Genomic DNA, 26,517 nt, shown 5'->3' with positions numbered 1-26,517 from the left:
TGCCATGGCCGCCGCCGAGGCCGAGGTCAAGAAGATCGGCGACCAGCTCAAGGCCGCCCGCGACAAGGAAGCTGACTCGGCCGGACGGGTCCGGGTCGCCGAACAGCAGCTCGCCGAGGTTCGCGCCAAGAGCGGGACTCGGGCGTCCCAAGTGGCCGCCGCCGAAGAACGCCTCGCCACCGCACAGCGCAACCACACGCGCGTGCAGGAGCGGGTCACCACCGTGACCACCGACTACGAGCGGGCACAGCGCAACGCCACCGAAGCCACCGAGTCCATGCGGCTCTCCGGTGACGACGCGTCGGCCACGATGGACAAGCTCGGCGGCGCCCTGGGCAAGGTCGACGACGTCAACCTGCGCCGTGCGCACAAGTCGATGATCGGGTTCGGGGCCGGGGCCTACAGCGCCGCCGTTGCGGTGTCCCTGCTCGGCCACGCCGCGCTCGGGATCGGCGGCATGGCCAGCGCGATCGCCACCGCCTCCGGTGCCGCGCTCGTCCTGCCCGGTGCTGCGTTCGCCGGGGTGGCGGCCGTGGGCACGCTCGTGCTCGGCGTCCAGGGCATGGGCGACGCGATGAAGGCCGTCGCCGAAGGGGACGCCAAGAAGCTCAACGAGGCCCTGTCCGGCATGGCGCCGTCGGCCGCCGCGCTGGTGCGCGAGATGGCGGCCTTGAAGCCCCAGTTCTCCGCCATGCAGGACGCGGTCCAGCAGAAGCTGTTCGAGGGTGTGTCCGCCGAACTGCGCCCGCTGGCGAACCAGTACCTTCCCGTGGCCAACCGGCAGCTGACGTTCCTGGCCGCCGGGTACAACGCGGCTGCCCTGCAAGCGATCGCGTTCACCCGGCAGGCCCGCACCGTCGATGACGTGAACGCGATGCTCGGCGACTCCGGCATCGCCATGCGGGAACTCGGTCTGGCGGCGGTGAACCTGCTGCCCGCGCTGCGCGACATCTCAGCCGTGGGCGCGCAGCTGCTCCCGAACCTCACCGGCGGCGCGGCCGAGGCCGCGCGCGCGTTCAGCGACATGATCGCGCGACTGCGCGAATCCGGGCAGCTCCAGCAGATCATGGTCAACGGCCTGTCGCTGCTCGGCGATATCGCCGCCGTCGCGGGCAGCATCGGTTCAATCCTCGGGTCGGTCTTCGGGGCCGCGAACACCTCGGGCGGGTCCTTACTGGACACCCTCGTCTACCTGTCCGGCGAGCTGGCGACGTTCCTGAAAACACCTGAGGGCGCGGGCGCGCTGATCGCGTTCTTCACCGCCGTGCACGACGTAGTCGTTGGGCTCTCACCCGGTCTGCACGCTGTCCTAGGTGCCCTTGCCCAGGGCGTGATCGCCCTCGGCCCGACCTTGCCGCCACTGGCCAACGCCTTTTCCGCCGTCGCGGTCGCGGTGGCGCCGCTGCTGGTCGACGCCGCCTACCTCGCCGCTGACCTGATTCCCCTTCTGGTGTCGGGAATCCAGTTCCTCGCACCCGCGCTCGGTCCGCTGCTGGCGGCCTTCGGCGCGGGTGTCCTCGCCATGCGCGCCTGGTCCCTGGCTATGCGGGCGATGATGTTCGCGTCCACTGTGGTCAGCGTCGTCCAAGCGCTGACCACGGCGCAGCACGGGTTGAACGCGGCGATGCGCGCGAACGTCATCGGGCTGATCATTACCGCGGTCGTCGCGCTCGTCGCCGGGTTCATGTACCTGTGGAACCACTCGGCCGGGTTCCGCGATTTCTGGATCGGCTTGTGGGACGCGATCAAGACCGCCGCGCTGTGGGCGTGGCAGAACGTCTTGCGTCCCGCCTTCGACGGAATCGTTGCGGCGCTGCGGTTTCTCGGCCAGATCGCGGGCTGGCTGTGGTCCACCATCCTCGAACCCGTCTTCGGCTTCATCGGCAAAGCCGCCGCGTTCCTCGCGCCGATCCTGCTGACCGTCCTGATCGGACCAACCGTTCTGGCGTTCCGGGCGCTGGCCGCCGTGGCGACCTGGCTGTGGTCGACCGTGCTGGAGCCGACCTTCTCCGCGCTGGGCGCGTTTGTCGGCTGGCTGTGGAACACGCTGCTGCGCCCGTACTTCGACGCGTGGGTGTTCGCGTTCCGGCTGGTCGCCGACGTCGCGACCTGGCTGTGGGTCAACGCCCTCGGCCCGACCTTCCGAGCGCTGGGCGATTTCTTCGGCTGGCTCTGGGGAACGCTGCTGAAGCCGTACTTCGACGGCTGGGTGCTCGCGTTCCGGCTGGTCGGAGACGCGGCCTCGTGGCTCTACGCGAAAGCCTTTAAGCCCGCGTTCGACGCGATCTCGGGCACGCTGTCGTGGGTCTATGACCATGTGATCAAGCCGGTCTTCGGCTGGTTCGCTGATCGGCTCGCCGACGCCAAGCGCGGGTTCGAGCTGCTGGCCGACACCACGAAGCGCGTGTTCGACACGATCGCCGGGTTCATCAAGACCCCGGTCCAGTTCGTGATCGACGTCATCTGGAACGACGGCTTGCGCAAGGTCTACAACTCGGCCGCCGCGCTGATCCCCGGTGTGGACGAGCTGCCGGAACTGCGGCTCGCGCGCGGCGGGGTCCTACCCGGTTACGCGCCGGGGCGAGACACCGTGCCCGCGCTGCTGTCGCCGGGTGAGGCCGTGCTGGTGCCGGAGCTGGTGCGCGCGATCGGACCGGCCGCCATCCTCGCCGCGAACGCCGCCGCCATGCAGGGCCGCGCCTCGTACTCGCGGGGTGGCCTGGTCGGGCGGTTCGCGGGCGGCGGGATCGTCGGCACCGCCACGACCGCGACGGCGGTCACGGCGACCACGCCGGATCCGGCCGCGTCCACTGTGGCTACCGACGCGCTCACCGCTGCCTCGGCGCTGCTCGCCGATACGGTCACGACGGTGCTGTTGCCGGCGTTGGCCGAGCTGGAGCGGCACACGTCGCTGCTGCTGCCGCAGGCGCACGGGATCGCGGTGGCGAGTCTGCTTGCCCTGCAAGCAACCTCGGTCGCCGTGTGGACGGCGATCACCGGCCACAGTGTCCTGCGCGCGGGCGAGATCACCGCGCGGCAACTCCGCCTCCAAGCCGACTTGTCCGCGTCGTGGGCGGGGATCTCCGCGGTCGTCTGGGCGTCCGCGACCGCGCAGAACACCGCCTTCACCGCCCTCGGCAACGGCCTGGCCGCGCTGAGGAACGCCGTCGCGTTCACCGCCGGGTGGGTGCGAGACCGGTTCGCGGAGATGCAGGCGCACGCGGGCAATCCTGTTCGCTGGATCTTGCAGTGGCCGGTGAACTCCGGGCTTGTCGCGGCCTGGAACAAGCTGAACTCGGACTTCTCGCTGGGAAAGGCGATCGGTCCCGTACCCATCGGGTTCGCCTCCGGCGGGTCGGTTCCGGGCGCCGGGAACACCGACAAAGTCCCGGCGATGCTCACCCCCGGCGAATACGTCCTCCCCAAACAGGTCGTGCAGACCTGGGGTGTCGGGAACATCCGGGCCGCGCACATGGCCGCCCTGCACGGCAACTTCCGGGGGTTGGAAGGGCTGCTCGGGGACGACCTGCGCCGCGCACAGGTCGTGCCGGGCTACCGGGCCGGTGGGCTCGTCGCTGACACCGGCTCGGCGATGGACGCCGCCATCGCCCGCGTCGTGACCTTCGGCCGGTCGATGAGCGGGCGCCCCTACGTGTGGGGCGGGTCCTCGACAGAGGGGACGGACTGCTCCGGCTGGCAAGCCATGCTGAAGCGGGCCGCGCTGGACCAGAAGCCGTACGCGCGGCGGGAGTGGTCCACCGGCGGTGTCAGCGCGGGCAGCCCGCCACCAGGGTTCGTACCGGGGATCGACGGGACGTTCGCGATCGGTGTGACCCACGGGAACCCCGGTCACACCGCCGGGACCGTCGCGGGCATCAACGCCGAGTCCGGCGGGGCCCATGGTTATGTCGCGTTCGGGCCGCCCTCGGCCGGGGCGGACCACCGCCAGTTCCCGATGCACTTCCACATCGCCGAACTCGGCGGACAGTTCGTGTCCGGCGGGTCCGGGTTCGACCCGGCCGCCCTGGTCGACGGGGCGTTCGCCGACACGTACCGCCTGATCGCGGATGCCGGTCGCGTCTTCCCCGGCAGCATCGCCGCCCACCACGGCCAAGGGGTTGCGAGGCAGGCGGCGGACGGGGCGAAGAGGTTCGCCGTCGACCGGATCTCCGAGCTGCTGGCCACCACCACGGCGGGCGGATCGGCCGATGTGGTCGCTGCTGTTCGCGCGGTCGCCAGTCGTTACGGCTGGGGCACCGGGCCACAGTGGAACGCGCTGGATTGGCTGATCGGGCACGAGTCCAGTTGGAACCCGGCAGCGGCGAACCCGAGGTCGAGCGCCCGCGGTCTGTTCCAGAAGATGGAGAGCGTGCACGGTCCGGTCGAACCGACCGCCGCTGGGCAAGCCGAGTGGGGACTGCGGTACATCTCCAGCCGCTACGGCAACCCGCTCGGCGCGAAATCGTTCTGGGAAGCCCACCACTGGTATGACCAAGGTGGCTGGTTGCAGCCCGGTTTCACCCCGGTCTACAACGGCACCGGCAAGCCGGAGCTGGTCCTTCCGCACGACACGGCGAAGAACGTCATCGGCGCTCTCGCCGGCAACACCGAACCCGTGCGGCTGACCGGTGAACTGTCCATCTCGGACGACGGCCTCACCGTGTTCGTGGACGGCCGGATCGAGCAGCACGACCAAGCCACCGGTACCGCGATCGCCCGAGGTAGCCGGGCCTGACGGGACGGGGACTGGTCATGTCGTGGGCTCGGGGCGGCTACGCCCGCAATCCGTTCGCCTCGGGCGTCGGCCCGGAGTCCGGTTCCCTGCCAGGGGAACAGGAACTCCCGCCGCCGATTCCCGGCGGCACGGCGAAGTGGACCTACGCCCCGAACCCGATGCCCGCCTACGCGTCCCGCGCCTGGGCCGGGAGCGTGTTCCCGCTCCCGTATCCCGGCGGCGGGATCTCGATCCTGCCCGTCCCGCAGGACGGCGTGATGCGGGTGACGGCGTGGTGGCCGAACGCCTCGGTCGTGCAGCTCATCCGCCAGCACCCCGACGGGACACTGTGGCCTGTGCGCGGCGGGAACCCGCTGGGAGTCAGCGAACCCACCCGGTACAACCACGCGACCAACCCCTCGGTCGAGGTCGGGTTGCACGGCTACGTCCCCGACGCTGGGAACCCGGTCCTGGCGCGGGTGACCGGCCCGGCCGCTCCTCGAGGAGGGGCGTACCTGACAGCCACCATCGCCGAGGCGGGGGCCGCCGGGGTCACCGTGCCCACTTCGGTCCCGTACGGGCCTGAGGTGACGATCGGCCTGGACCTGCGGATCTCGCACCGACCGGCGTCGGTCACCATCCAGGTGACCTGGACGACCGCCGGAGGCGTGGCACTTCCCCCGGCTAGCGCGGACCTCACCGCCGACCAGGTCAACGCTTCGATCGGGCAGTTCGCCCGCCACGTCGTCACGCTCACCCCTCCAGCGGGAGCGGTCACGCCGACGATGAAAGTCCTCGCGGACGGATTGCCCGCGGGCGCGGTCCTCGGGCTCGACGGGATCACCGTGGAGACACAAAGGACGGCGGGGGCGTTCTTCGATGGCGCGGTCTACGGCGGAACGTGGGTCGGATCCGCCGGCCTGTCGGAGTCCACAGTGGCTCCGCTGCTCGTGCTGGACGACGCCGAATGTCCTCTCGACGTCCCGATCCGGTACCGGCTGGTCAACCCCGCGCCCACCGGCGGCACGATGACCAGCCAGAGCGCGACCCTGCTTAGCCTGGGCCGGACCTGGCTGACGCACCCGTCGCGGCCCGGCAAGCCGGTCACCGTCCACGTGGGCTCGGTCCCGTCCCGTACCCGCGAGGCCGCGCGCGGGATCTTCTACCCCGTCGGAGCGACCCACCCGATCATCGTGTCCTCCGCGCAACGACGCGCCGCGACCGGCGACCTCACGATCGGCGCCCTGTCCTTCCGCGAACGCGATCACCTGCTGGACCTGTTCGCCGATCTCCAGCCCGTGTATCTGCGCACCCCGGCCGAGTTCGGGTACGGGGCGGGGATGTGGCTCGCGCTCGGCGACCTCACCGAGGACGCCGGGAACCGCCGCGCCTACCAGCAGACCCGCATCCTCACCGCGCCATTCCACGAGGTCGAAGCACCCAGCGAACTCGCCGTCTGAGGTGGAGGTGGGCGCCGATGTGGCCGCTGTCCACCGAAGCCCGGATCGCGCTCGCGCAGTCGCATTCCGTGCGGGCTCGGGCCATTGTGTCCAGTCCGACCTACGGGGTGCTGACCCTGCCGATCTCCGGGGGCTCGGTCGAGGTGGACGCCACCAGCAAGGTCCGCCGCACCGCCAGCCTCCAGGCCGATCCGCGCTGGTGGCCGCGCTCGCCGACGGACCTGCTCGCCCCGTACGGCTCGACGTGCCAGGTGGACTACGGCATCGTCCTGCCCAGCGGCGCCACCGAGTGGATCCCGCTCATGACCGGGCACCTGGACGAGACCTCCCGGACTAGGCCGGTGACCGGCTCCGGCGATATCACCGTCAAGGTCGCAGACCCGTCCCAGCGGGTTGCCGAAGACCGGCTCGACGTGCCCGCGCAGACCATCGCCAACGCTCCCGCCGTCAGCGAGATCACGCGCCTGGTCAAGGCCACCCTCGGCCCGCAGCTGGACGTCGTCGACGAGACCGGGTCCGGCGCGGTCGCCTCGGTCATCGTCATCGAACGGGAGCGCTGGGACGTCGTCGAGAAACTGGGCGATTTCCTGGCGTCCGAGCCGTTCTTCGACCCGCTCGGGCGCCTGGTCATCCGGCCACAACCGACACTGTCCCGGAGCCCCGTCTGGACAATCCGGACCGGGAACCGGGGAAGCCTGCTCACCGCTAAGGACAAACGCGGCCGCGAGCAGGTTTACAACCGCGTCGTCGCGTCCGGGCAGCGCACCGACGGCGTGCCCGCGGTCTACGCCACCGCGACCGACACCACGAGCCCCGCCTACTACGGCGGGCCGTTCGGGAGGAAGAACCGCTTCTACACTTCGGAACTGCTGACCACCACGGCGCAATGCCAGGCCACAGCGGACGCCCTGCTGGCCCGCACGCGCGGCCTCGGCGCGCAGGTCGAGATCGAGGCCCTGGTGAATCCGGCCCTCGACGCTGGAGACGTCCTGCTCCTGCTCGATCCGGAGACCGGGGAAACCCGCCACATCATCGACAAACTCTCCATCCCCCTCACCCCGGACGGCACCCAGTCCATCGCCACCCGCTCGGACGAGCTGCCTGCCGAGACCTGACCGAGGAGGACCGGCCGTTGAACATCGCCGACGCCGTCGCCCGCCTCGTGGACGAGGCGCTGACCGCCCGCAGGAAAGTCGGCACCGTCACGGGAATGTCGGGCAACCGGGTCATCGTGTCCGTCCAAGGCGGATCGCTCGAACTTCCCCGCCTCGCCAGCTACACCCCTACCGCCGGGGACGTCGTGCACATCGACGCCACCGTGCCCGGCGCGTGGCTGGTGCTCGGGAAAACCGCATAGGAAGGACGAACAAGTCATGGCCTCCACTCTCGCCGACAGCGCCGAAATCGCCGCGTTCCCCACCTTCACCCGCCGGGTCCTGGCGGCCGTGTCCATCGCGGCCGTAGCCGTCGGCAGCGAAGCCGAGGACCCGAACTTCCCCAACAGGACCCAGCTCCGCCGCGCGCTGGCGACCAACGTCTTCGCCAACCCCCTCGACTACGGCAGCCGGTTCGCGTGGGCCGTGGCGACCAACCCCGTGATCACGCTCGCCTCCAGCGACTCCGATATCCAGTACACGGTCAATTCGGTCTGGGACACCATCGCGGGCGCCCCGCCGATCCCGGCGTCGTAGCCCATGACCGCGCACGCGGAATCCCTGGCGCAGGCGCAGTTCGACCCGACCGCCTACCTGAACTTCGGCGTCCTCGGTCTGCTCGTCGTCTCCCTGCTCACCGGCTGGCTCTGGACCCGCCCGAGCGTCGACCGGCTGACCGAGGAGAAGCAGAGAGCCATAGCTGAGAAGGACCGCGCCGAGGCGCAGCGGGACGCCATGGCCCAAGTCCTCCAGGACCGCCTTCTTCCCGTCGTCAGCGACTTCATCACCACCACCAAAGCGCTGATGCCGATCTTGCAAGAGATCCAGCAACTCCAGCAGATGGTGCCCCTTCTGCACGAGATCGCCAGGACGGGAGAGCACGTTGAACATCTTCCGGCGCCCACAGCCCGATCCTCCGCCCGAAGCCCGCGGCGACACACCACCTGAGTACAGCGCCGACGACGTCGACGTCCTGACCAGTCGCGCCGCCGACCTCCTCGACGAGCTGCACGAGGTCATGGACGAGATGGCCCGCAAGCTCCTGTCCGCCAGCTCCGAAGGAGAAGGCCAATGAAGATCCCGTGGACAGGTCGCCGGCGTGAAGCACGTCGACCGGCCACTCAGGACAGCGACGTGACCGAGCTGGCCACACGGGCCGATCTGATCCTGGAGGAGCTGGACGCCGTGGTGAACCGAATGTCGACCATGCTGCGAGAGGCATACCCCGATGACGACGCCTGACCCCGATCCCCGTGAGACCCTGCGTGCCGCCGCAAGCTTGGAAGACGGCATGTCCGCGCTCCGCACCGACATCGCCGCCCTGAACCAGCGCAGCAAACGTGACAGGGCCTGGATTGTCGGCCTCGCTGTCTCCTTGCTCCTCGACGTCGTTCTCTCGGTCGTCGTCGCGGTCGTCGCCGTAGAAGCGGCCCAGGCCACCTCGCTGGCCGAGCAGAACCGGCGCGCACAGGTCTCCTCGTGCGAGGCCGGGAACGCCGCCCGCGCGGTGTCGGTGTCCCTGTGGGCCTACGTCCTGGACCAGGTCACCAAGGACCCGGAGAACCAGACTCCCGAGCGGGCACAGCAGATCGAGCAGTTCCGCCGCTACATCAGCACCGCCTACGCCCCGCGCGACTGCGCCAACCCAGGGAAGTGAGACCGTGCCCCTCCTGGTTGACCTCTACCAGCGCTGGAACCGCGTCACCGACTGGAAAGCCCTGTCCGGCGCGGTGTCCGGCGCCTACATCAAATACAGCGACGGGACCGGCGGCGCCCAGGTCCCGGCCGACACCTACGTGACCGGGTGCCGCAACAACGGCATCCCGCACGGCGGCTACCACTTCGCCCAGGCCGGAGACCCCGTAGCCCAGGCCCGGACCTTCCTCGCCCAGTACCGGCGACTGGGCGGGCAGCTCGCGCCCGCGCTGGACCTGGAGTCCGGCGAAATCCCGCTCACCGCCCGCGCGGGCTTCGCCAGGCGATTCCTGGAAACCGTGCGGGAGGCATACCCGGTCGTCGTCCTCTACGCCTCCGGGTCCTGGCTCGCGTCCCTGAAACCGGACACCTGGCCGTACCCGTGGGACCGCACCTGGTGCGCGGAGTACGGGCCGAACAACGGCCGCCGCAACGCCATCACCCACTACCGGGGACGCGTCGACCTGCACCAGTACACCAGCGTCGGCCGGATTGCCGGCATCACCGGCGACGTCGACCTGAACTGGACAGACGACCTCGCCGCGCTCCGGCTCGACACCAACAGCCCGTCACTGTCCGAGGAGGACGACATGCCCGCCATCCCGTACACCTTCGACGGCACCGGCCGCGACGCGAACGGCAAGCTCCACGAACGTTGCCACGTCCTCCCGATCCCCGTCGGATCCGTCAGCGCCGTCGTGGAACGCGCCTGGCTGTCGTTCAAGGCCGCCATCGGCCCGGCCGAGTCCGTCCGGCTCATGGCCATCTCCAGCGGCACCAAAGCCGGGTACCCGGTCGACAAGACCTGGACCAACGTCGCCCACGACGCCACCCGGCCCGCGATCGAGGCCCCGTCCGGAGTGGATCAGTTCACGGTCTTCGTCAAGTCCGAGTTCCCGTACGGACTCTGCATCGAAACCCTCACCAAGAAGCGCTAACCCGCCTGGCAAAGCCGACGGGCCGTCGTGTACGCGAACGCGATAATCGCCTCGTCGTTGCGTCGGTAGAAGGTTCGCCGGTATCCGAGGTGGAAGGCGCTAGTCCTGATGAGCAACCCTGCGGCGGTAAGCGTGTTCAGGTGTCGTACCGAGGCCGTCGCGTTGATATCTGGGCAGAGGCGGATCATGCCCCTCTGATTGAGGCCGTGCTCGCTGATCTCGCTATTCGAGGCTGGCAGCTTGTCGAGGTTTCGCAGCAGATCCAGCATCCGTAACCGGCGTGGCGAAGCGAGCGCCGCCGCCATGAGCACGAATTGGTAGTCTGGAATTGGTGTGGGCACGATGAGAACACCTTCCACTTGGCATCGATGATGTAGGACGTTCGGCCCCCTCGCTGCCACCTGGATCAGGTGGCAGCGAGGGGGCATTCTGCTGTGTCCGAACAAAACACAAGCGCAGAATGCCGTGGTTAAACCCTGGCCTTCGCGGTGCCCGGATCGCCCTTCGGCATGAAATGTCCTTGCTTGTAGTCCGCGACGATCGCCTCGACGAGCACGTCAGGCTCGGGAAGTCGAAGTTGCCCATCCGGCGGGTTCGCCCACGTCGCCGACACGGACCGGGAGACAAGAGTCGGAGGAAGCGGAACCCACCGCGCGCCCGCCAGCCAACGGCACTCCGGCGGCAGCATCACGTCATGGAGGACGGCAGAAGTGCCCGAGGTAAGAACGATTCGTCGTTCACGAGGCAGAGCGATGGAAGGATACGTCCGCAAGGTCTCCGGCATGGTGGCATCGAGGTGATCGAAGACCTCGACCGGAAGGTCAAGAGCGTCGACCCCGTGGCCGCAGACGAGCAGCGTCCCGAACGGCGAGGTCGCCCAGCACGCATCAACATCGTCCGGTGTCCACAATGGCTTCCGCCACCAGGTGGCGAGCACAGGTTGAAGGCGCGTGGCCGCTGGGAATCCTGACCACTTGCAGAACCCGCCGTCGACGTGGTCGGGGATACCAGGGTCCGGGAAAGTGGCGGGCGTGACGGGCCAGCCGTGCCCGACAGCGAACAGTGCGGCCTCCCACATCGATACCGTGAGATTCTTCTTCTTCATTCGGGTTCCTAGCTCAGTATCAGGATAGTGATGGTGGCGATGAGGATGAAGAGAACGGCGGCGAACTGGACGGCGTGCCCGGCCCGCTGGATAAGGGGATCGCGGTACCCGGCCCCGCGGGCGGCCTCGACACAACGCTGACAGAGCCGCTTGTGGCGGAAGGACTCAAGATGCCGCTCGTGACACTCGAACCCGCACAGCGCCGCCGACATGCCGGCGAGTTCATCCCGAGACCACGCGTGGCCGAGCGAAGCGGGATCGTATGAGGGGACCAGCCACTTGAGACACATAGCTTTTCCTTGTCGAGGTTCACAATCGTTCGGGTGGTGACGCCCCGGCGGAGGCGAGAAGGGGGAAGCCGGGACGTCACCGAGGTGGGCCAAAGGATGGCTGGCCCACCGGCATGGGGTTGTCTACAAGGCAAGGTGAGTAGACATCGTTCGGAGCATCGATTCGAGGTCGTCCACCGGTATTCCGCATAGGTTGGCGAGCTGAGGCAACGCTGATCCCTCCAGCATGAAGTGATCGGGAGCGTCCTTCTGACTGAGAATGTTCTCGGCCCAGCGGTGCAGCGGAGTTAGCTCCGGTCGCAAGTCGGCGACGACCTCTCGAAGGTCCAGGGAGATTCGCCACGGATCGTCCACGAGTACCCGACCCTGAACAGCCGCGATCACATCCACGGGACGGGCGTCCAACGCCAAACACAGCTCGAACAGGCGCGTCACCGAACACTTCCGGGTGCCCAGCTCATACGTGGCGAGCGTTTGCAGCGACACGTCGGACTCCATGTGTGCAAGTAGCATCTTCCGAGTCCATCCCCGGCGCTGCCTCAAATCCCGCAACTCCCGACCGAGGGCTTGCTCTACAGTCATGGACCCGTCGGTGAACGCGGTCATCGAATCCGGCAGTGCCCCACCGTCGCTCCCGGCTTGGTCACCTTCAGGCAGGAGACCATGGAATCGGAGAGCCCGTGTGACCGCGATCTTCCTATGCCCCAGTACTTCCGCGATCTCCGCTACGGTCTTCTCATCCTTACAGAGCAGTTGACGGAGCTTCCGCTTCCCGGCTGGTTGCAGGAGAGGCCTTTTAGGAAGGCCGAACACGAAGACGTGCCGGTACATGCTTGTGTCACCGAAACCGAACAATTCCTTGATTTCAACGATTGATAGCTCCAAGTCGAACCATGCCTCGGTGAACGCCGCCCTGATGTCGCCTTCCTTCGGCTTGGGCTCCACATCTGATGCAGACACTCGGTCGGGAAGAACAGCGTCGGTCGTCACCGGTTGCCTTCCTTCTCAGCCTGAACGCCCCATGCCATGCGGCGGTTGTCCAAGGTGGACTCTCTATGATTCTTCCTGGATGAACTCACGATAATCCCGCTGTTGGCCGGGCCGGACACAGCTGGTCCCGGATAGATGAATGGTCTTTCCCTGGCACTCTTATGCCGCAGAGCTTCAGCTGTAGGCGGGGCGTCTGGGTCTTCGACAGGCCATTGTTGATCGCGTTGCCATGTATGCAATCGCTTGGCGCTCGGGGACGGGTACAAATAGCTCACGTCTGGCTCTGGAATACGCCCGACCGGCCAGAACGGCACCGTTCGCTCAGATGGAGACTGAAACCAGTCCATCGATCCCAGCCTCCAGCCCCACAACCTAGACCCGCTCCGTCTCATGCCGGGTCGCTGCGGCCTCCAGTTCAACTGACACGCGCTCGCCGCATTCTCCGAACACCAGGCAATAGGCCGCTTCGATCGGCATCCGCGTCGTCGCCCGCCTCTCCAAGGACTCCAAGAAGCGGCGCAATGAATGGATCTGCGGCACCGCAAACCTGAACGAAACGCTCCTGTGCTCCCGGCAGCCATCGAGCACACCGCAGGTATTCACTCTCACACGCAGACCGCCAGGTGTTCGCGTGAAATAGCACGCAAGCTTTGCCACAAGAGTTGTTCCTAGTGTGATCACCTCGTGGCGCGCCAAGGCCCCTTGAAAGCTTTCCGGAAAATCGAACTCCTGAACATTGCCGCGGGGTGAGTGATTCAACCGCCACCCTCGCTGAGTCATGTAGAAGTCGTTGACTTCCTTAAACGAATCCCATGGCAAGCCCAAGAACTGCTTCACAACGCCTCCCGTATGGAATCGAAGCCGACGAGCGCATCTTTGTACTCCAGCTGCAAACGAGTCATAAGGCGATCCTTTCCCTGCGTCGTACAGGAATGCACCAATGCAATCCCTCCGGAGAGGGTGATTAGAGTGTGCTTCACGGTGAATCCTTTTCGGCTGAGTCCAGCCAGACCGTGATAAACATCGTCTACGGGCAGACGTTCCAGGTGTGCAATCTGTCGGCAAGTCAGGCCGAACTTCGTTCGCGCCAGCACCATCAGTACCGTTCGCTCAATACTCGAAAGGCTTGCTCGTTGCGCCATGATTCAATCGATCCAATTCGAACTGTTCTTTAATGCTGCGCAGCTCTATTCGCAGTCGTGTAATATCACGATAGATGCCAGATGGATTTGCGGAGTACTTCACAGAAATACTCTGCACCGACCTTTTGTTGTCGACATATTCTTGTCGCAATTGCGCATCAGTGTACGGACGCGGTCCGCGCCTTCTGCCTACGGGGCGAATCGCAACATCGGATTCTCTGATCACCTTCTTTATCCAGTGCGGCGAGCAGTTGTAAGCTTCGGCGAGAGCTTCAGTTCCAAGACCTTGGTTGCATTCATACGCCTGCGTAATGCGTTTTCGTAACTCTGGGCCATGGATGTGGTGCGCTCGAACCTCGCTGGGAGACAGGTTCTTCAATGCCCAATCAAGGTCAAACTTCGGCACTGTGGATGTCATGAGACCATCATCTCCGATGAGTTATGGAAACCCCGCCCGTCGTTCAAAGGTGGGTTCAATGAGCAACGGGCGGGGCACTATCTCGACCGCTCGGGGGGCTTGGCGGACGAGACAGGTCATATTTTCGCTAGGCAGATCCGCGCTCAGGCGGCAAGTCTTGCTGAAAAGGGGTTGTGATCCCGCTGTCCGTCCCGGCCAGCCGGTCCGATAAGGACAGAAGATGCTCAACCATCTGCTGGTACATTCCCGCCATGTGCGCAGGGGTAGCCCCTGCGTCCTCTCCTTCGACCAGGCGCAACCAATGCGACAGCCATCGATCTGCTTCGTGAAGTAGGCGGCCTACCGCTGACCTCCGCCGGGTCACGCGAAGTGCCTCGCGAACAGAGGTTCGGATCGCGATCAGCTGGCGGGTGGTTTCAACTGGTGAGTGCACCACCTCTAGTCTAGCAACACTTTGCTGAACGCTTCGATCGGCTTAAGCCAACCCAGTGTCTGTCGCGGCCGGTCGTTGAGTTCGTCTGCGATGGCATCGAGTTCGTCCTGTGAATATCCGGATAGGTCGGTTCCTTTGGGAAGGTACTGGCGCAGCAACCCATTGGTGTTCTCGTTGCTGCCACGTTGCCAGGGCGAGCGCGGATCACAAAAATACACCGGCATGCCGGTGGCCATGGTGAACTTCCTGTGGCCGCCCATCTCGCCGCCCTGATCCCAGGTGACGCTGTTCTTGAAAACGTCAGGCAAGGTGTTCATCTTGGCGGCCAGCCGCGGGGCAACGTTCTCGGCCGTGCGATCGTGAGGAATACGCACCAGCATGACGAATCGAGTGCGCCGTTCGACCAAGGTCGCGATCTGCGATTGATTGTTCGCGCCGACGATCAGATCGCCTTCCCAGAAGCCCGGCACGGCACGGTCCTCGGCCTCGGCCGGCCGCTCGCTGATCAGGACCATGTCCTTGATCTTGCCCCGCAGCTCCGCCCCTCGCGACCGGGCCCGTCGCTTGATCCTGCCTTGGCGCAACCCCTCGGCCACCTCTGCCCGCAACGTCCCCTTCGCCTGCACGAACAACGCCTGATAAATCGCTTCATGTGACACCCAGCGAGAATGATCCATCGGATGGTCGAGCCGCAACCTGTACGCGATCTGCATCGGTGACCACTTCCTCCGCAACCCCTCATGCACCACGCGAGTCAGAAACGGCGATTTCAGCACCTTGCGTTCCTTCGGACGCTTCCGTAGTCGATCAGCCCGGCGCTGCGCAACCAACGGCGAATACGCCTCCCGTCCACCGTTGCGGTCAACCTCGCGGGACACCACCGAATGATCCCGTCCAATCCAAGCCCCGATCTCCCGAAACGACTTCCCCTGCCTCAACCCGAACGCGATCAACTCACGCTCCACCGACCGCAACGGAACACCACGCGACACGGAACACCCCTTCGCTACCCAGAACGATCATTATCCCAGCCGGTGCACTGACCATCTGAGCCCAAGGCGGTGTCCTTCGTCGGCGCTAGACCGGTACGAGCGCGGAAGGTTCGCCAGCCCAGATCGGGCGAGCCCGAGCGCCACCCTCCGCCGCGCTCGACGGCGCCGCCGGAATCGCATCACGGAGTCCACAACCGCGGAGCAGCAGCCAGAACGAGCCTCGGCGCAAGCGGGTCACTCGGACAGGGGAGAACGAGCAGTTCTTCGAGTACGTACGTCAGAGAGCCTTCTCGCTCCCACAGCAAGCCGTTGGCGTGGTCGCAACGCAACGCACCTGAGTCGTCCGGCCCCTTGATCCGGATCGCATCGACGGCACCTTCGGCAATCCAGGTGTAGGCCCCCAGGACACGGTCTAGACAGCCTTCGTCGTCGAAGGACGGCGAGAACAGCCAGCCACGAGACACCAATGCCGCCAAGTGTTCGAACGCGGGCGAATCCCAGATAGGGGCGAGCGGAGATACCGGCGCAATGGTCATCGCCGATCACGCCCGAGGCCATGCTGAGCAGCTCGACGTGCCACCAAGGCGACTCGGCTCGGAACCCTGGGGATCATGGCAGTCGACCCAATGCCGGCGCCGTCCTGCCGTAAAGCATGTCCAACAGTCGGAACGAGGGAACTGTTGCTGAGTGCGCGAAGCTGGATGCGACGTCTAGCCCAGGTACACGCGGCGGAAATTAGTGGCACGGTGACCACGGCAGCCATGACCATGAGCACAAAGGTTGGTGTTTGAAGATCAATCACCAAACCAACCTAAGAATCTCCAGGTTGGTCAGGGTAGGACACCGTGTCCTACTACACGGACGGGGGTAGGACACCGTGTCCTACCCCCGTCCGTGTGAATAGCTAGCCGCGTGGGATTTCCCGACCTACGCCGATTCGTATCGCGAGGTCGCGAAGCTTATTTGACTTCCGCGTTTCCCTAACCTGCAATTCTCGGGTTACCTGCTTGGCAAGACTTTGGTGCTGCATCCAGTCCGGCGCCATATCCTCGGTAGCCAGCAAGATTTGCAGGGCCTTGTTGTCATGCCCCATTCGCGTGTGTGCAAGGGCACGGTCGGTCATGTGCCTTGCCTGGGCGGCGAGCGGCAATCCGGTATTCTGCGGCATTTTCTTAGCTGCCCGTAACGCGGCACCGTAGTCCTCGGTGACGACGTGAACGTCCACGGTTTGCATTGCAACCTGAGAAGGTCCGAATGCCGTTTGGTAGTCATCTCGGTCATGGCCGATTCGTCGTGCAACCTCGTCGGCCTCGGCGAGTAGATCGGTGGCGGCCACAGCTCGACCATTACGCGCTGCGGCCGTAGCGGCAGTAGTAATCAGGGATCCATAGGTCGACAGATGTGGAGCCGTAACTTTTCCAGTAGGTTCAATGGATTCTGCGGTCTTCGTGGCGAGGCTTACAGCCTCCTTGTACCTTCCCGAAACAAGAAGCTGCCATGAAATCGACCCACGCAGTGTCGCCGTTAATAGTTCGTCGCCAGCACTACCGGAAAATTCGATCGAACGGCGGCCAGCGATAAATGCGGCGTCGGGCTGATGCAGATGAGCCAGTGTGCACGCGGCTACCCAGAATGTACGTGCAAGTGCATCGGCTACTTTTGGGCGCCCCTCGTCATCGGCGTCATGCAAAGTGGCCTGTAAATCCGTCAGTGCAACCGGGATCAGGCTGGTGAGCACGTCGTATTTTCCGGACCAGTACGAGCCCCATAGATACTTCGCAGTCCGCTCAGCATCGCCGACCGGAACGGGCTCGCCTTCGAATGTTCCTAGCAGGTCGCTAATATCCGTTACTGCCCTACGCAGGGCTAGGACCCCCGCGTCCTCTCCTGCCTCTGGAAACGCTTCGCGGCCGAGAAGATCTGCCACCTCTCGATCAAGGGCGCGGGCGATCCGATGAAGGCTGCCGATCTGGGCGGCGTGGCGCTGTCCCTGCTCCAGCTTGCGGATCAGGTCGACGCTCACTCCCGCAGCTGCCGCCAGTTCCTGCTGAGACATCCACCCGTCCCGCAGAGTGCGGATGCGCTCCCCGATTGTACTACCCAGCGTTTCCATATCTGCTCACTCTCAGTGTTCGAGTCGCAGGTCCATATTTCAACGGTACAGCGCAACGCTCCCGTATCGGCGGCCGAGCTGCCCTGGCCGCTCGTGTTCAACCTTTAACGAGCCCAGAGTCCTGGTCAACAGCGCTTTTCGTAACCTCGGACGACCACGGCGCGCAGGTGCTCGGGTCCTGGACAAGCTGAACAAAGTGACTCCCGAGGTTGTGGTGGCCGAGCTAGCCGACCGGGGCCTCTCCACGACTGTCGCCGAGGCTCCGGTCGTTGACGTAACCACCCTCGACGGCGCGCAGGTCCGGACACGGCTGGCCGCGACCGAGCGTGACCGGGCTGGTCTAGCCGAGGTGGACCGTCTGCTCGCCCTCACCGCTGACCTTTCGGAGGGGCGGTCTGGTTTACCCCGCGCATGGTGCGCGGGCTGGACTACTACACCGGCCCCATCTGGGAAGTCTCCGCCGAAGGCTTCCCCGGCTCGATCGCCTCGGGAGGCCGTTATGACCAGCTGGTCGCCAAGCTCGGCGGCCCGGACATGCCCGCCTGCGGCGGCTCGATCGGCTTGGAACGCATCCTCGCGATCCAGGAAGCCGAAGCGCCGGCAGCACGAGGACTCGACGTCGCGCTGACCGTACTCGGCGCGGAAGAGGAGATCGTGCGCCTCGCCGGGCGGCTGCGTGCCCGCGGGCTACGAACGGGTGTCTACCTGGGCTCGTCGGGCAAGCTCGCGAAGCAGATGAAATGGGCCAACGACCAGCACGCCCGCTGGGTCCTGCTCTACGGTCCGGATGAACAGGACACCAAGACCGTGACCGTGCGGGACATGGAGTCCGGCGAACAGAGCCAGATCCAGATCGCCGACGTCGCCGCGAACCTCGCCGAGCGGGCAGCGACGGTTTAGGCGGCCACTCGCTCGACAGCAGGAACCCCCGGCGCCATGCCTCGGCACCGGGGGTTCCTTCCTGTGTTCGGTCTCGTCTAGACGGCCTGGGTGGTCCACCACCTCCGCAGCTCACGGCCGTGGTTGAGCAGGAGGTGACCGGGCAGGACCTCGACCACGTACACCCCTCGGCAGAACACGCACGTCGTGCGTGCGCCGAGGCGGGCGAGGCCGTGACCGGACCGGCCTCGCCGCCGAGCGTCCTGCTCGGCACGGACCCGGACCACCACGTTGTCCAAGATGGCCGCCAGGACCTTCAACTCATGGTCGGCCAGACCCGTGACGCAGTCCTCGATCAGCGGCAGGTCCGCCAACCGGAGCGCGGTCTTGATCGGGTTCGGCTCCAGTGAGCTGCCGTGGCCAGCGCGGGCCGTCACGCGTCGACTCCCTTCGCGGCGAGCTTTCGGACGCTGGCACGCAGGGCCTCGACGTGCACATCGGACTCCTGCCCGACGACGGTCCACTCTCCGGTGCTCCGCGAGGTGTATCCGACCTCGACTTCGTAGAGGTCAAGTCCGTTGAGCTTGATGAACATCTTGCGGAGCTTCGTGCCGGCGGGACCGAAGTGGAACATCAGGCCGTCCTCCATGCCGATGAGGTTGCGTGCGGAGATCTCGGTCCGCAGCGCCGCCCCTAGCTGGTCCCGGATCACCTGGGGATCCGCTTCTGCCATGCGGGTTTCCTTGATCGACCGCCGAGCCTCGTCCATGTCGTCGCCTTTCTCCGGTGCTTGTTCTGCCCACTGCTCGGTCACATGGCCTTGTTCGTCGTAGCCGAAGGTCCGGACGCGATCGAATGGGAACGCCAGGAACACCGCATACCCGTTGATCCGGAAGAGACGGAAGTCGCGGGTGACGCCGAGGAACCATTGGTCCGGCTTCTGGTCGGTCCAGAATTTGGGGCCATACAGGACTTTGCGGTACACGCTGTCCCGTGGCGGCCGATTGTGCCGCTGTATCGCGAGGTGCGGGCAGAGCGTCAATGCCGCGATCGCGCAGGCTTCGTGCATGGGCGGATCGCCGTAGGTGCGCAGGAACATCGACTGGAGGCCGCCGAGGAACGCGACCTCGGGATCGAGTTCGTTGGCGCAGAGGCCGCACAGTCCGCTTTGGGCGCTCTCGATTGCCCGTATGTCGCTGACGAGGGTGAAGTCCACGTGTACAGAGCTGTCACCCTGGTCGTGCTCGTTCATCCACGGGACGGGCAATCGCCTCTGCGGATCGATGGGTCGCGCCGCTAGCGCGGGTGGTAGTGCCGGATGCATGTGATTCCTTTCGTGACCTGTCCGGGCCGTCCACAGTCCCCTGTGGACACCGCACGTCTGCCTCTCCGGGGAGAGGCAGACGGCGGAATCCACGCGGAACGAATCAGGACCGCTTGCGGACCCGGCTCACCACGGCGTCCATACGCCTGCTCGTGTCCGGATCACCCAGCACCTCGACGATGGCGCCGTGAAGGTGGGACCGGCAGCTGTACACCCCTCCTTCGTCGTTGTCGATGTCCGCGACCCAGTAGGTGGCCTCCTTGCCGCACGGCCTTTTCTTCTCCCAGAAGAAGGATTCGACCTGGCAGGGTTCGTCAACCACGGCGGCCTCCTCGATGGAGCCTGGTGTTTTCCCCCGCCAGGAAGCTCTCCAGGAACACTTGACCGTCCGGAGTGGTCCGCTGGGCGTGCAGGTCGATCGTCCATCGCGTGAGAGCTTCCCGTAGTAGCCGCGTGGCGATCCCCGCGCGGCGTTGGTCGGGGCGGACCTGGATCGCGATCTCCCCTGCGAGCACGTAGGGCACCATGTCTTGGGGATAGTGGTTCAGAATCCCTGTGAGAACACCACTTTCGTCCCGAAAGAGCAGGCAGTTCACGTAGGCTCCGCTGCCGAACTCTTCCTTGGGCAGCACGCCCTTGAAGTACCTGATGCCGTGATCACCGGCGGATGGGTACTGGCTGGCCTGAGCAGGCCATGAGAACGCGAACTGGTGTTGCACAAGCCGCGCTACCAGGTCCTCGTGGCTCACTGTGCGCCTCCATCGAGGGCGACCGAGCCCATACGCCACGTCGGACGGCACGACTGTTTCTCGTTGGCGTGACTGCACTTCATCCGATCCAGGATGACCGTCCATGTCTCGCTGTCCTCGGCGAAGACGAAGACTGGCTCGCCTTCCAGCTCGGCCACGTGCAGGTCGCACCAGAAGCTGTACACGCCGTCGTGGACAGGCGCGATGTTGTCCGCGAACGAACGGAACAGGTCAGCGAGCTGTTGCCGAGGAACGGAACGGATCTCGAATCCTTGATCGTTGACGGTCGCCGCGTCCTCGAACCGGCCGCGCACCGTGCACAAGCCGTCGCCACGATCGAGCACGGACCCGGTCAGGCTCATTGTTCCGATCTCGAACGCGTACGACTCGCCCGGAATCTGATTCGGCACCTGCGGCATCAGCCCAACCCCCTCTTGAGAGCGTCGATGTTGATTTCGCCGCGCTTGACCCTGTCCATGAGATCGCGGATTCGCTCGACCGATTCGTCGGACAACGAAGTGTCGTCTCCTCCGTCGTCCACCCCGCCGAGGAACACTGCCGTCCCGTAGTAAAACTGATTCAGCCTCAGGTTGAGGCCGTACACGAGGATGGTGGCGTACTCATTGACCATCGGCAGATCGATGTTCATTCCGTTTTCATCGACGTACATCGCGGCGCTGTTGCCTTCGGGTCCCAGGCGTACGACGTCCACGTTGTCGCAGTTGATTACCGCGCTAAGCGCTTCCAACAGATGGTCGCTGGTAGCAGGGAACCGCTGTTCTTTCACGGCGCCGTCGGGAGTGACCACGAGGCCACGGAGTTCGTTCACTGGAAGACCTCCTCGACCTGCCACGCCCAGCCGAGGCCGAACGCGTACAACCCGTCGTCGTCGGGCTGGATCACAGCAAAGGGTTCGTGCGGCATCTCCGGAACGAACACGAGCACGTAGCCCTCAGGCGACCACTCGCAAATCGGGGACTCATCGTCGTTCTCGGTGATCCCGTTCATCCAGGCCACGACCTGCTCGGCGATCGCCTTGGGGAACAACGGCTCGATGTTCTCGCCGATGCCCCACGGTTCACGCAGATACGCCTGGAAGCGCGGAGTGTCCGTTTGTTCCTCTATATCGATGAACACGGTTGCTAGCACGGCGATTGCCGTGCTGTCAGTGCAAGTCATAATTGTCCGGGTCCTGTTCTGTGTATGGGTAACGAGGACCCTCACGACCACACGATGAACACACCACAGCAATCACGCAGGCCGTTGTGCGGGCACGATGCGGCAAGCGTGGTTATGCGGTATGCCAACGAAAAGCATGGTTGTGAAGGCTGTCCGGGCCTTGCGCCCACCGTATGGGCACCTCTTAATCGTAGGTGCGCCATCGCAAAACGGACAACAACCGCAACCCGAATGTCCGGACGGGGGCCGACTGCTCTGACCGTGAAATGGGGACGGCCCCCGGGCGTGCACACGGGGGCCGTCTGCCGCAACCCATACACAAATGGCCCGGACAAGGTCATTCACCAGGATCCGACAGAGAACACTCTAGCGCGTCCGTCCTCTGACGCGAAACCTGCGTCTCAGCGATGCTCGGCGTGAGGATCGCTCGATGACCTGTCGCGGTTGATCCGCCAATGGGATTCGCTGTACCCATGCGCCTTGGCCGAACCGGCGCCGGCATCACCTCGGGAGTCCGGCAAGCCGCCGTCACCGGTGACTTGCCGGACCCCCAAACAGAACCGCGAGAAACGACGGAATCTTTCTAACCTCTGTCCGGGCCGAATCAGAGATCCCGCCGATGCCCCCTACAGCACTCGCGACCCCGACACCTCTACCCGCGTCAACCTGGGCTGGAGGTGCGTCTCAGATGCCGAACGCCTTCCTGCCTCTCAGGCGACGGCGGCCTTCCTGCCCGCCTGCCGTTGCTTCGGCACTGCGGGAGGTGTCGCCTTCTTACGGCGATGAGCGCGAACCGTCGACGCGCTCGATGCCGGGTCCTCCAGTTCGGCACGGATGGAGACCTCGGTCGCGTAGGCGCGGCTGATCCGCACCCCCTTCGCGAGGTAGCCTTCCGCGTTCTTGTAGTCGGAACGGTTGTCCAGCCTGACGTAGCTGACGACCCGGCCACGCCGCAGGCCGATGAGGAACCGTTCCCGTTTCTTGGCCTTGCACCGGCTGCACACGAATGTCTTCTCGTGTGTCGCCTCCGGGTCGCTGTAGGCCTCAAGCAGTGGAACGTCGTCCTCGTGCGGGAAGGCGTGCCCCTTGCGGCATTTCGCGAACGTCGGATTGCTGCGCAGGTACTCGTCTGGGTCGGTGACCTGCTCGTCATCGTGCGATGCCATGGTGTCCAATCGCGGTTGTGCTCGGCTCATTTCGTCCGCCGCCGTGACTTGCCGGTCTTCGCGGTCCCTGGCACGGGGAGGTGTGCCAGGTTCTCCCACGACGGATCGGCCATCGTGGACCAGACCTCGTTGAACCAGCGCTCGTAGGCGGACCTGGGAACTACGCCTCGAGTACCGAGGTCGTCCCAGCCGTTGTCCCTGGCCCACTCCCGGACAGCCCGGCGAGCCTCTGAGAACCGCCGGGTGGTTTCCCTGCTCAAGGGACGCGGCGGATCCATCCACCACTGCTGACCTTGCGCGGGAACCGGCGTAATGACCGGCAGCGGCCCGCCGGAGCGGCCGTCGGCCACCGGCTGTCCATCTTGGCTGGTCTCGTCCTCTTTCAGCCGCCGGGCAGCCTTCGTCCAGAAGGCCATCACCGTGTCGAAGCGCTCGACCTCGTCCGGCCGCAGCCACCGCGTGTAGGTCTTGCGACCGTAGGCGAAGGTGCGCTTCCGCCAGCCTGTCGTCCACTCCGCGAAGTCCCTGTCGATCCTCGCGGCGTTCTCGTCGCCAAGGTCGATGACGTAGGACCGGGCGCCCACCTCGAACGTCCGGGCCGTGGTCGCCTCACACGAGGAGTCCACGTCATCGACATAGCTGACGATGGTTTCGATCTTCTGTGCCATCTCTCTCCCGGCTACGTCTCGGCGCCGTCTTGGCGGCGCTTCAGCTGGACCACGTTCTCCGGATCGCCCTGGTCGGTGGCGACATCGGCCACTGTGTCCGGACCAGGTGGATCGGAATGTTCCTGGTCGTATTGCCGGCGGATCTGCGCGGGAACGCGCCCGCGGGCGCTGACTGGCAGCTTCCGCCGTAGCGCCCACGCCCTGATCGTGGCGTCGTCCGCTTCGTGCGGCTCTCCTTTCCCTCGATCGCGGAGGAGGCGGCAGACCACCCCTGCCTCGTCCGCGTCGAGATCCACTTCGTACATCGTGGCGGCCGTGGGGCCGCCGGGGGATGAGCGCTGGTCGTCGTCTTCGTTCATGAAGACGATCAGCGTTCTCTGGCGGGTCACCATGTGAGGCAACACTCCCTGTCGGGGATTCACTCATTGTGTTGTTCCATTGCGTTGCGAGGGGTAATGGGAGTTTTACAAGGTGATGATCAACCCGGCAACCGAATGAAGTGCCGTTACACGATCGGGTGATAAACGTCCAGATTCTGTATCTGGAGAGTAAGCGGCGCGACGGCCTTGGGGGAGATCGGCCGCCGCGCCACTTACTTTCTCGCAGGTACTCCGAATGGAGCAGTTGTACTCAGATCGGGTGTGCGGAGCGGATCACCCGATCGGCCGCATGGTCACGCCGCCACCGGTAGCTCACCAGGCGACTTGAACCGCAGCTCGACGCCCGTGGGATCGAACGCGTGACCGGTGCGGCCGACCGGCATGATCGTCACCGCCATCAAAGTGTCGAGAACAAATCGCTTGACGCTCAACGGCTGCGAATTCCACAGCTTAGCCACGTCTCTCACTTCGATAAACTGAACGAGAGGGGATTCCACAGCGGCGGCGTCCCGAATCTGCTGGTCGATCGCCTCCAGTCGAAGCAGGCCCAATTCAGTCCCTCTCAACATCTGAGATCGTGTGATCTGGCCGCGAATCCGGTCTTCGGCAAGTCCATCCAACTCGATCCGAATAGCGTCCGCCTCCGCCCGAAGCGCACCCAGATCCACGACGGGTACCTTGTCGGCCTCGAAGACGAACTGCTCGACAAGCCCGCGATCCCTGGCGATCCGTTGAAGAAGCGTCGCCTGCACGAGGGCGTCGAGGTGCGCGGCGTTCCGCGTCAAGTGGGAACTGGCCTTGCACTTGTACCGGGGCGAGCGGTCGCCGATGCCGACGTTGCACGTCGTGCCGTCCAGATGGATGCCGCACCCGTAGATGCCCGACCCGAGCCAGCGCGGGGCCGGTCCCTGTGGATTGCAGCGACGGGACGGATCGGTGAGCAACCGGACCACGGCCCGGAACACCTCCGGGTCCACGATCGGCTCGCCAGGGAGCTTGCCGACTTCCTCCCCGTTGTAGACGAGGACGCCCATGTTCCGTCGACGCAACAGCAGTTGACGCAGCGCCTCCGCCGTCATCGGCAGCCCTGTACTCGTCAGCACTCCGGCGTCTCGCGCCTCGGCCGCCAGCGAGGCCAGGGTCCACGGCTTCCTCGTCTTCTTGTTCAGCTGAAGCACGCGCGTCGAGGCATACGCCAGGAAGTCGGACTCGACCTCAAGCGGGGTGACTCCGTCCTGCTCGAACCCGAAGGGCCGGATTCCGCCGCCGTGCTCGCCCGCGATGGCCTTCCGCTCCCGGCCGAGAGAGACGCGACGGGAGGTGTCCCGCGACGACTTGTTCGCGAACGCCACCATGGCGCGGGCGAGCGTGATCTCGGCGTCAGTTCCGCCGTCGGTGAGGGTCAAGCTCCCCGTAAGGGACCTGACGTTGATCTTCTTGGCCTCGGCCACGTCGATCAGGTCTTCGAGATCCCGCGGATCACGCAGCACCCGATCCAGGTCCTCGGCCAGCAGGCCACTCGCGACACCCGACTTCAGATCCCGCAGGATGCCCCTGTAACCGGGCCGAATGACGCGCATCACAGTAGAGCCGTCGGGAAGGGTGACCTTGCGGCGCTTGAACGCTGAGGCCGGTCGGGCTTTGCCGGTCCGGGGGTCGACGTCGTTCTCGACCACGACCTTCACGACCTGCCAGCCCCACCGGTCAGCGAGTTCGCGAAGCCTCCGCTCCCGATCGCCGAACGTCCGGCCAGTGCCGTCCTCGTTCAGATCCTCCTGCCGCAGGTCAGAGAGCCGTAGGTAGATGATTGCCTGTGTAATGACTGTCCGGGTCATGACACGGACAGTCACAAACCTGGTGTGTCATAAACAAGTTGTCGGCCTAACCGTCCTCGCCACTCACGAGCCTTTCGTGACACTCCCAGGTACGGGAAAGGCCCCTTCCCGAGCGGTGAAGGGGCCTTTCCCGTATTCCGTGAGCTCAGGTGGCCTTGATGCCCGCGGCGGCGAAGTCGGCCTGCTGGGCGGGCTGCTGCAGGTACTGCCGGAACGTCTGCGAGGCGCGCATCTGGACCTCGTCGATGTTCTTGCCCGCGAGCCCGACGAGCGGGTAGTCGGCGGACCGAGCGGTCGCGACCGACTGGGCAGGCGAACCGACCAGCTCGGGCTTGGCGGTGTTCAGCTCGGTCACCCAGTACGAGGACTCGGGGATCCAGGCTGCGGGGAGACCGCCGATGGAGTCCAGGTTCGTCCGCCCGACGAGGCCGTCGAGGACGGAAGCGGAGGACAGCGCGTCGATCTGGATGATCACGCAGTGGTCGCGGACCACGGTCGCGGCGTTGTTCCACCGCTCGGCCGCCGCCCGGAGGGGCTTCTCGATGCTGGGGGTGACGACGACCCGCATCGGGGTGTCACCGGCGCTGCAGGCCTTGGCCTGGGCTTCGGCGCGGGTGTTGAGCTCCCCGTCCGCCCAGTTCCAGCCGAACACGCCGACCGCGACCAGGACCAGGAGGACCAGGCAGGCGATGGGCCATTTGGCGATGCGGCGTCGCGGGGCCTTTTTCCCGACGATCCGGTGCGAACCGGTCGCCTCGCCGCGTCCCTCGAGCCGCTTCGGCGGGTCGAGGGGGTGCGGCACCGGCTCCTCGGCCACGCTGTGTCGCCCCATCGTTGTCCTTTCGAAACGTGCGCGCTCGCGCTGCGTATGCAATCAAACCGTTATCACTCTA

At 65.5% G+C, this 26,517-nt stretch carries 31 protein-coding genes; 10 read left to right on the top strand and 21 right to left on the bottom strand.

What is annotated here, in order from left to right; genetic code table 11:
- Positions 1 to 4 precede the first annotated feature (4 nt).
- The 9 genes from ACLJRM_RS01800 to ACLJRM_RS01760 all read left to right on the top strand — a co-directional run bounded on the left by ACLJRM_RS01800 (position 5) and on the right by ACLJRM_RS01760 (position 9,961).
- Positions 5 to 4,735: a hypothetical protein gene (locus ACLJRM_RS01800; protein ID WP_410662010.1), complete on the top strand. Its 4,731-nt coding sequence runs from the start codon at positions 5 to 7 to the stop codon at positions 4,733 to 4,735.
- 17 nt (positions 4,736 to 4,752) lie between these two features.
- On the top strand, positions 4,753 to 6,174 hold the full coding sequence (locus ACLJRM_RS01795; protein ID WP_410662009.1) for a hypothetical protein: 1,422 nt from the start codon (positions 4,753 to 4,755) through the stop codon (positions 6,172 to 6,174).
- 17 nt (positions 6,175 to 6,191) lie between these two features.
- Positions 6,192 to 7,289 (top strand): DUF5047 domain-containing protein, encoded by a 1,098-nt coding sequence (locus ACLJRM_RS01790; protein ID WP_410662008.1) that lies wholly within the window; start codon positions 6,192 to 6,194, stop codon positions 7,287 to 7,289.
- 17 nt (positions 7,290 to 7,306) lie between these two features.
- Positions 7,307 to 7,531 carry a hypothetical protein gene (locus tag ACLJRM_RS01785; RefSeq protein ID WP_410662007.1) on the top strand — a complete coding sequence of 75 codons (225 nt, stop codon included), beginning with the start codon at positions 7,307 to 7,309 and terminating at the stop codon, positions 7,529 to 7,531.
- Positions 7,532 to 7,547: 16 nt separating this feature from the next.
- Complete coding sequence (locus ACLJRM_RS01780; protein ID WP_410662006.1) at positions 7,548 to 7,865, top strand: hypothetical protein; 318 nt, start codon at positions 7,548 to 7,550, stop codon at positions 7,863 to 7,865.
- 3 nt (positions 7,866 to 7,868) lie between these two features.
- On the top strand, positions 7,869 to 8,276 hold the full coding sequence (locus ACLJRM_RS01775) for a hypothetical protein (RefSeq protein ID WP_410662005.1): 408 nt from the start codon (positions 7,869 to 7,871) through the stop codon (positions 8,274 to 8,276).
- 123 nt (positions 8,277 to 8,399) lie between these two features.
- Complete coding sequence (locus ACLJRM_RS01770; RefSeq protein ID WP_410662004.1) at positions 8,400 to 8,570, top strand: hypothetical protein; 171 nt, start codon at positions 8,400 to 8,402, stop codon at positions 8,568 to 8,570.
- Positions 8,557 to 8,985 carry a hypothetical protein gene (locus ACLJRM_RS01765; protein ID WP_410662003.1) on the top strand — a complete coding sequence of 143 codons (429 nt, stop codon included), beginning with the start codon at positions 8,557 to 8,559 and terminating at the stop codon, positions 8,983 to 8,985. Before ACLJRM_RS01770 ends, ACLJRM_RS01765 begins: the two co-directional genes overlap by 14 nt.
- 4 nt (positions 8,986 to 8,989) lie before the next feature.
- Positions 8,990 to 9,961: a glycoside hydrolase family 25 protein gene (locus ACLJRM_RS01760; RefSeq protein WP_410662002.1), complete on the top strand. Its 972-nt coding sequence runs from the start codon at positions 8,990 to 8,992 to the stop codon at positions 9,959 to 9,961.
- Here ACLJRM_RS01760 and ACLJRM_RS01755 read toward each other — a convergent pair.
- From ACLJRM_RS01755 to ACLJRM_RS01715, 9 genes are all read right to left on the bottom strand, one after another.
- Positions 9,958 to 10,302 carry a hypothetical protein gene (locus tag ACLJRM_RS01755; RefSeq protein ID WP_410662001.1) on the bottom strand — a complete coding sequence of 115 codons (345 nt, stop codon included), beginning with the start codon at positions 10,300 to 10,302 and terminating at the stop codon, positions 9,958 to 9,960. The genes ACLJRM_RS01760 and ACLJRM_RS01755 overlap by 4 nt on opposite strands.
- Before the next feature lie 128 nt (positions 10,303 to 10,430).
- Positions 10,431 to 10,898: a hypothetical protein gene (locus ACLJRM_RS01750; protein ID WP_410662000.1), complete on the bottom strand. Its 468-nt coding sequence runs from the start codon at positions 10,896 to 10,898 to the stop codon at positions 10,431 to 10,433.
- Positions 10,899 to 11,074: 176 nt separating this feature from the next.
- The gene (locus ACLJRM_RS01745) at positions 11,075 to 11,278 is read right to left on the bottom strand and encodes a hypothetical protein (RefSeq protein WP_410661999.1); all 204 of its coding nucleotides are present in this window, start codon (positions 11,276 to 11,278) and stop codon (positions 11,075 to 11,077) included.
- Positions 11,279 to 11,479: 201 nt separating this feature from the next.
- The gene (locus ACLJRM_RS01740; protein ID WP_410661998.1) at positions 11,480 to 12,346 is read right to left on the bottom strand and encodes a helix-turn-helix domain-containing protein; all 867 of its coding nucleotides are present in this window, start codon (positions 12,344 to 12,346) and stop codon (positions 11,480 to 11,482) included.
- 372 nt (positions 12,347 to 12,718) lie between these two features.
- The gene (locus ACLJRM_RS01735; RefSeq protein ID WP_410661997.1) at positions 12,719 to 13,183 is read right to left on the bottom strand and encodes a hypothetical protein; all 465 of its coding nucleotides are present in this window, start codon (positions 13,181 to 13,183) and stop codon (positions 12,719 to 12,721) included.
- Positions 13,184 to 13,456: 273 nt separating this feature from the next.
- On the bottom strand, positions 13,457 to 13,906 hold the full coding sequence (locus ACLJRM_RS01730) for a hypothetical protein (protein WP_410661996.1): 450 nt from the start codon (positions 13,904 to 13,906) through the stop codon (positions 13,457 to 13,459).
- Between the two features lie 438 nt (positions 13,907 to 14,344).
- On the bottom strand, positions 14,345 to 15,313 hold the full coding sequence (locus tag ACLJRM_RS01725; protein ID WP_410661995.1) for an IS30 family transposase: 969 nt from the start codon (positions 15,311 to 15,313) through the stop codon (positions 14,345 to 14,347).
- Positions 15,314 to 15,510: 197 nt separating this feature from the next.
- Positions 15,511 to 15,867 (bottom strand): hypothetical protein, encoded by a 357-nt coding sequence (locus tag ACLJRM_RS01720; RefSeq protein WP_410661994.1) that lies wholly within the window; start codon positions 15,865 to 15,867, stop codon positions 15,511 to 15,513.
- Between the two features lie 368 nt (positions 15,868 to 16,235).
- On the bottom strand, positions 16,236 to 17,387 hold the full coding sequence (locus tag ACLJRM_RS01715; RefSeq protein ID WP_410661993.1) for a helix-turn-helix domain-containing protein: 1,152 nt from the start codon (positions 17,385 to 17,387) through the stop codon (positions 16,236 to 16,238).
- A 468-nt stretch (positions 17,388 to 17,855) separates the two neighbouring features.
- Here ACLJRM_RS01715 and ACLJRM_RS01710 point away from each other — a divergent pair, with 468 nt between their 5' ends.
- The gene (locus ACLJRM_RS01710) at positions 17,856 to 18,344 is read left to right on the top strand and encodes a His/Gly/Thr/Pro-type tRNA ligase C-terminal domain-containing protein (RefSeq protein WP_410661992.1); all 489 of its coding nucleotides are present in this window, start codon (positions 17,856 to 17,858) and stop codon (positions 18,342 to 18,344) included.
- 77 nt (positions 18,345 to 18,421) lie between these two features.
- Here ACLJRM_RS01710 and ACLJRM_RS01705 read toward each other — a convergent pair whose 3' ends face one another.
- From ACLJRM_RS01705 to ACLJRM_RS01650, 12 genes are all read right to left on the bottom strand, one after another.
- Positions 18,422 to 18,760, bottom strand: coding sequence for a hypothetical protein (locus tag ACLJRM_RS01705; RefSeq protein WP_410661991.1), 339 nt, complete (start codon positions 18,758 to 18,760; stop codon positions 18,422 to 18,424).
- A complete protein-coding gene (locus ACLJRM_RS01700; RefSeq protein WP_410661990.1) occupies positions 18,757 to 19,575 on the bottom strand; it encodes a hypothetical protein in 819 nt (272 codons plus the stop codon). The genes ACLJRM_RS01705 and ACLJRM_RS01700 overlap by 4 nt, the downstream gene beginning before the upstream one ends.
- Before the next feature lie 175 nt (positions 19,576 to 19,750).
- Complete coding sequence (locus ACLJRM_RS01695) at positions 19,751 to 19,969, bottom strand: hypothetical protein (protein WP_410661989.1); 219 nt, start codon at positions 19,967 to 19,969, stop codon at positions 19,751 to 19,753.
- On the bottom strand, positions 19,962 to 20,396 hold the full coding sequence (locus ACLJRM_RS01690; RefSeq protein WP_410661988.1) for a hypothetical protein: 435 nt from the start codon (positions 20,394 to 20,396) through the stop codon (positions 19,962 to 19,964). The genes ACLJRM_RS01695 and ACLJRM_RS01690 overlap by 8 nt, the downstream gene beginning before the upstream one ends.
- A complete protein-coding gene (locus tag ACLJRM_RS01685) occupies positions 20,393 to 20,815 on the bottom strand; it encodes a hypothetical protein (protein WP_410661987.1) in 423 nt (140 codons plus the stop codon). The genes ACLJRM_RS01690 and ACLJRM_RS01685 overlap by 4 nt, the downstream gene beginning before the upstream one ends.
- Positions 20,815 to 21,225: a DUF3846 domain-containing protein gene (locus tag ACLJRM_RS01680; protein ID WP_410661986.1), complete on the bottom strand. Its 411-nt coding sequence runs from the start codon at positions 21,223 to 21,225 to the stop codon at positions 20,815 to 20,817. Before ACLJRM_RS01680 ends, ACLJRM_RS01685 begins: the two co-directional genes overlap by 1 nt.
- Complete coding sequence (locus ACLJRM_RS01675) at positions 21,222 to 21,533, bottom strand: hypothetical protein (RefSeq protein ID WP_410661985.1); 312 nt, start codon at positions 21,531 to 21,533, stop codon at positions 21,222 to 21,224. Before ACLJRM_RS01675 ends, ACLJRM_RS01680 begins: the two co-directional genes overlap by 4 nt.
- Positions 21,534 to 22,285: 752 nt before the next feature.
- Entirely contained in the window at positions 22,286 to 22,741 is a 456-nt protein-coding gene (locus tag ACLJRM_RS01670; RefSeq protein ID WP_410661984.1) for a hypothetical protein, read from the bottom strand.
- Positions 22,742 to 22,767: 26 nt separating this feature from the next.
- Positions 22,768 to 23,409: a histone-like nucleoid-structuring protein Lsr2 gene (locus ACLJRM_RS01665; protein WP_410661983.1), complete on the bottom strand. Its 642-nt coding sequence runs from the start codon at positions 23,407 to 23,409 to the stop codon at positions 22,768 to 22,770.
- Positions 23,410 to 23,420: 11 nt separating this feature from the next.
- Complete coding sequence (locus ACLJRM_RS01660; protein ID WP_410661982.1) at positions 23,421 to 23,801, bottom strand: histone-like nucleoid-structuring protein Lsr2; 381 nt, start codon at positions 23,799 to 23,801, stop codon at positions 23,421 to 23,423.
- 281 nt (positions 23,802 to 24,082) lie between these two features.
- Positions 24,083 to 25,624, bottom strand: coding sequence for a recombinase family protein (locus ACLJRM_RS01655; RefSeq protein WP_410661981.1), 1,542 nt, complete (start codon positions 25,622 to 25,624; stop codon positions 24,083 to 24,085).
- 145 nt (positions 25,625 to 25,769) lie between these two features.
- Positions 25,770 to 26,456, bottom strand: a complete 687-nt coding sequence (locus tag ACLJRM_RS01650; RefSeq protein ID WP_233223452.1) for a hypothetical protein — start codon at positions 26,454 to 26,456, stop codon at positions 25,770 to 25,772.
- Positions 26,457 to 26,517 lie beyond the last annotated feature (61 nt).

Source organism: Amycolatopsis sp. lyj-84 (assembly GCF_046549075.1).
Lineage (GTDB): Bacteria > Actinomycetota > Actinomycetes > Mycobacteriales > Pseudonocardiaceae > Amycolatopsis.
Note: the sequence above shows the minus strand (reverse complement) of the source record. Positions and strands in the feature narration are given on the sequence as shown.

Bases quoted from the DNA above. Each gene is read 5' to 3' on its own strand.
- ACLJRM_RS01770 (WP_410662004.1), top strand. From the start codon at position 8,400: ATGAAGATCCCGTGGACAGGTCGCCGGCGTGAAGCACGTCGACCGGCC.
- ACLJRM_RS01670 (WP_410661984.1), bottom strand. From the start codon at position 22,741: ATGGCATCGCACGATGACGAGCAGGTCACCGACCCAGACGAGTACCTG.
- ACLJRM_RS01720 (WP_410661994.1), bottom strand. From the start codon at position 15,867: ATGACCATTGCGCCGGTATCTCCGCTCGCCCCTATCTGGGATTCGCCC.
- ACLJRM_RS01765 (WP_410662003.1), top strand. From the start codon at position 8,557: ATGACGACGCCTGACCCCGATCCCCGTGAGACCCTGCGTGCCGCCGCA.
- ACLJRM_RS01745 (WP_410661999.1), bottom strand. From the start codon at position 11,278: ATGTCGGCGGCGCTGTGCGGGTTCGAGTGTCACGAGCGGCATCTTGAG.
- ACLJRM_RS01730 (WP_410661996.1), bottom strand. From the start codon at position 13,906: ATGACATCCACAGTGCCGAAGTTTGACCTTGATTGGGCATTGAAGAAC.
- ACLJRM_RS01775 (WP_410662005.1), top strand. From the start codon at position 7,869: ATGACCGCGCACGCGGAATCCCTGGCGCAGGCGCAGTTCGACCCGACC.
- ACLJRM_RS01660 (WP_410661982.1), bottom strand. From the start codon at position 23,801: ATGGTGACCCGCCAGAGAACGCTGATCGTCTTCATGAACGAAGACGAC.
- ACLJRM_RS01715 (WP_410661993.1), bottom strand. From the start codon at position 17,387: ATGTCTCAGCAGGAACTGGCGGCAGCTGCGGGAGTGAGCGTCGACCTG.
- ACLJRM_RS01800 (WP_410662010.1), top strand. From the start codon at position 5: ATGGCCGCCGCCGAGGCCGAGGTCAAGAAGATCGGCGACCAGCTCAAG.
- ACLJRM_RS01795 (WP_410662009.1), top strand. From the start codon at position 4,753: ATGTCGTGGGCTCGGGGCGGCTACGCCCGCAATCCGTTCGCCTCGGGC.
- ACLJRM_RS01780 (WP_410662006.1), top strand. From the start codon at position 7,548: ATGGCCTCCACTCTCGCCGACAGCGCCGAAATCGCCGCGTTCCCCACC.
- ACLJRM_RS01710 (WP_410661992.1), top strand. From the start codon at position 17,856: ATGGTGCGCGGGCTGGACTACTACACCGGCCCCATCTGGGAAGTCTCC.
- ACLJRM_RS01685 (WP_410661987.1), bottom strand. From the start codon at position 20,815: ATGCCGCAGGTGCCGAATCAGATTCCGGGCGAGTCGTACGCGTTCGAG.
- ACLJRM_RS01665 (WP_410661983.1), bottom strand. From the start codon at position 23,409: ATGGCACAGAAGATCGAAACCATCGTCAGCTATGTCGATGACGTGGAC.
- ACLJRM_RS01790 (WP_410662008.1), top strand. From the start codon at position 6,192: ATGTGGCCGCTGTCCACCGAAGCCCGGATCGCGCTCGCGCAGTCGCAT.
- ACLJRM_RS01700 (WP_410661990.1), bottom strand. From the start codon at position 19,575: ATGAACGAGCACGACCAGGGTGACAGCTCTGTACACGTGGACTTCACC.
- ACLJRM_RS01655 (WP_410661981.1), bottom strand. From the start codon at position 25,624: ATGACCCGGACAGTCATTACACAGGCAATCATCTACCTACGGCTCTCT.
- ACLJRM_RS01650 (WP_233223452.1), bottom strand. From the start codon at position 26,456: ATGGGGCGACACAGCGTGGCCGAGGAGCCGGTGCCGCACCCCCTCGAC.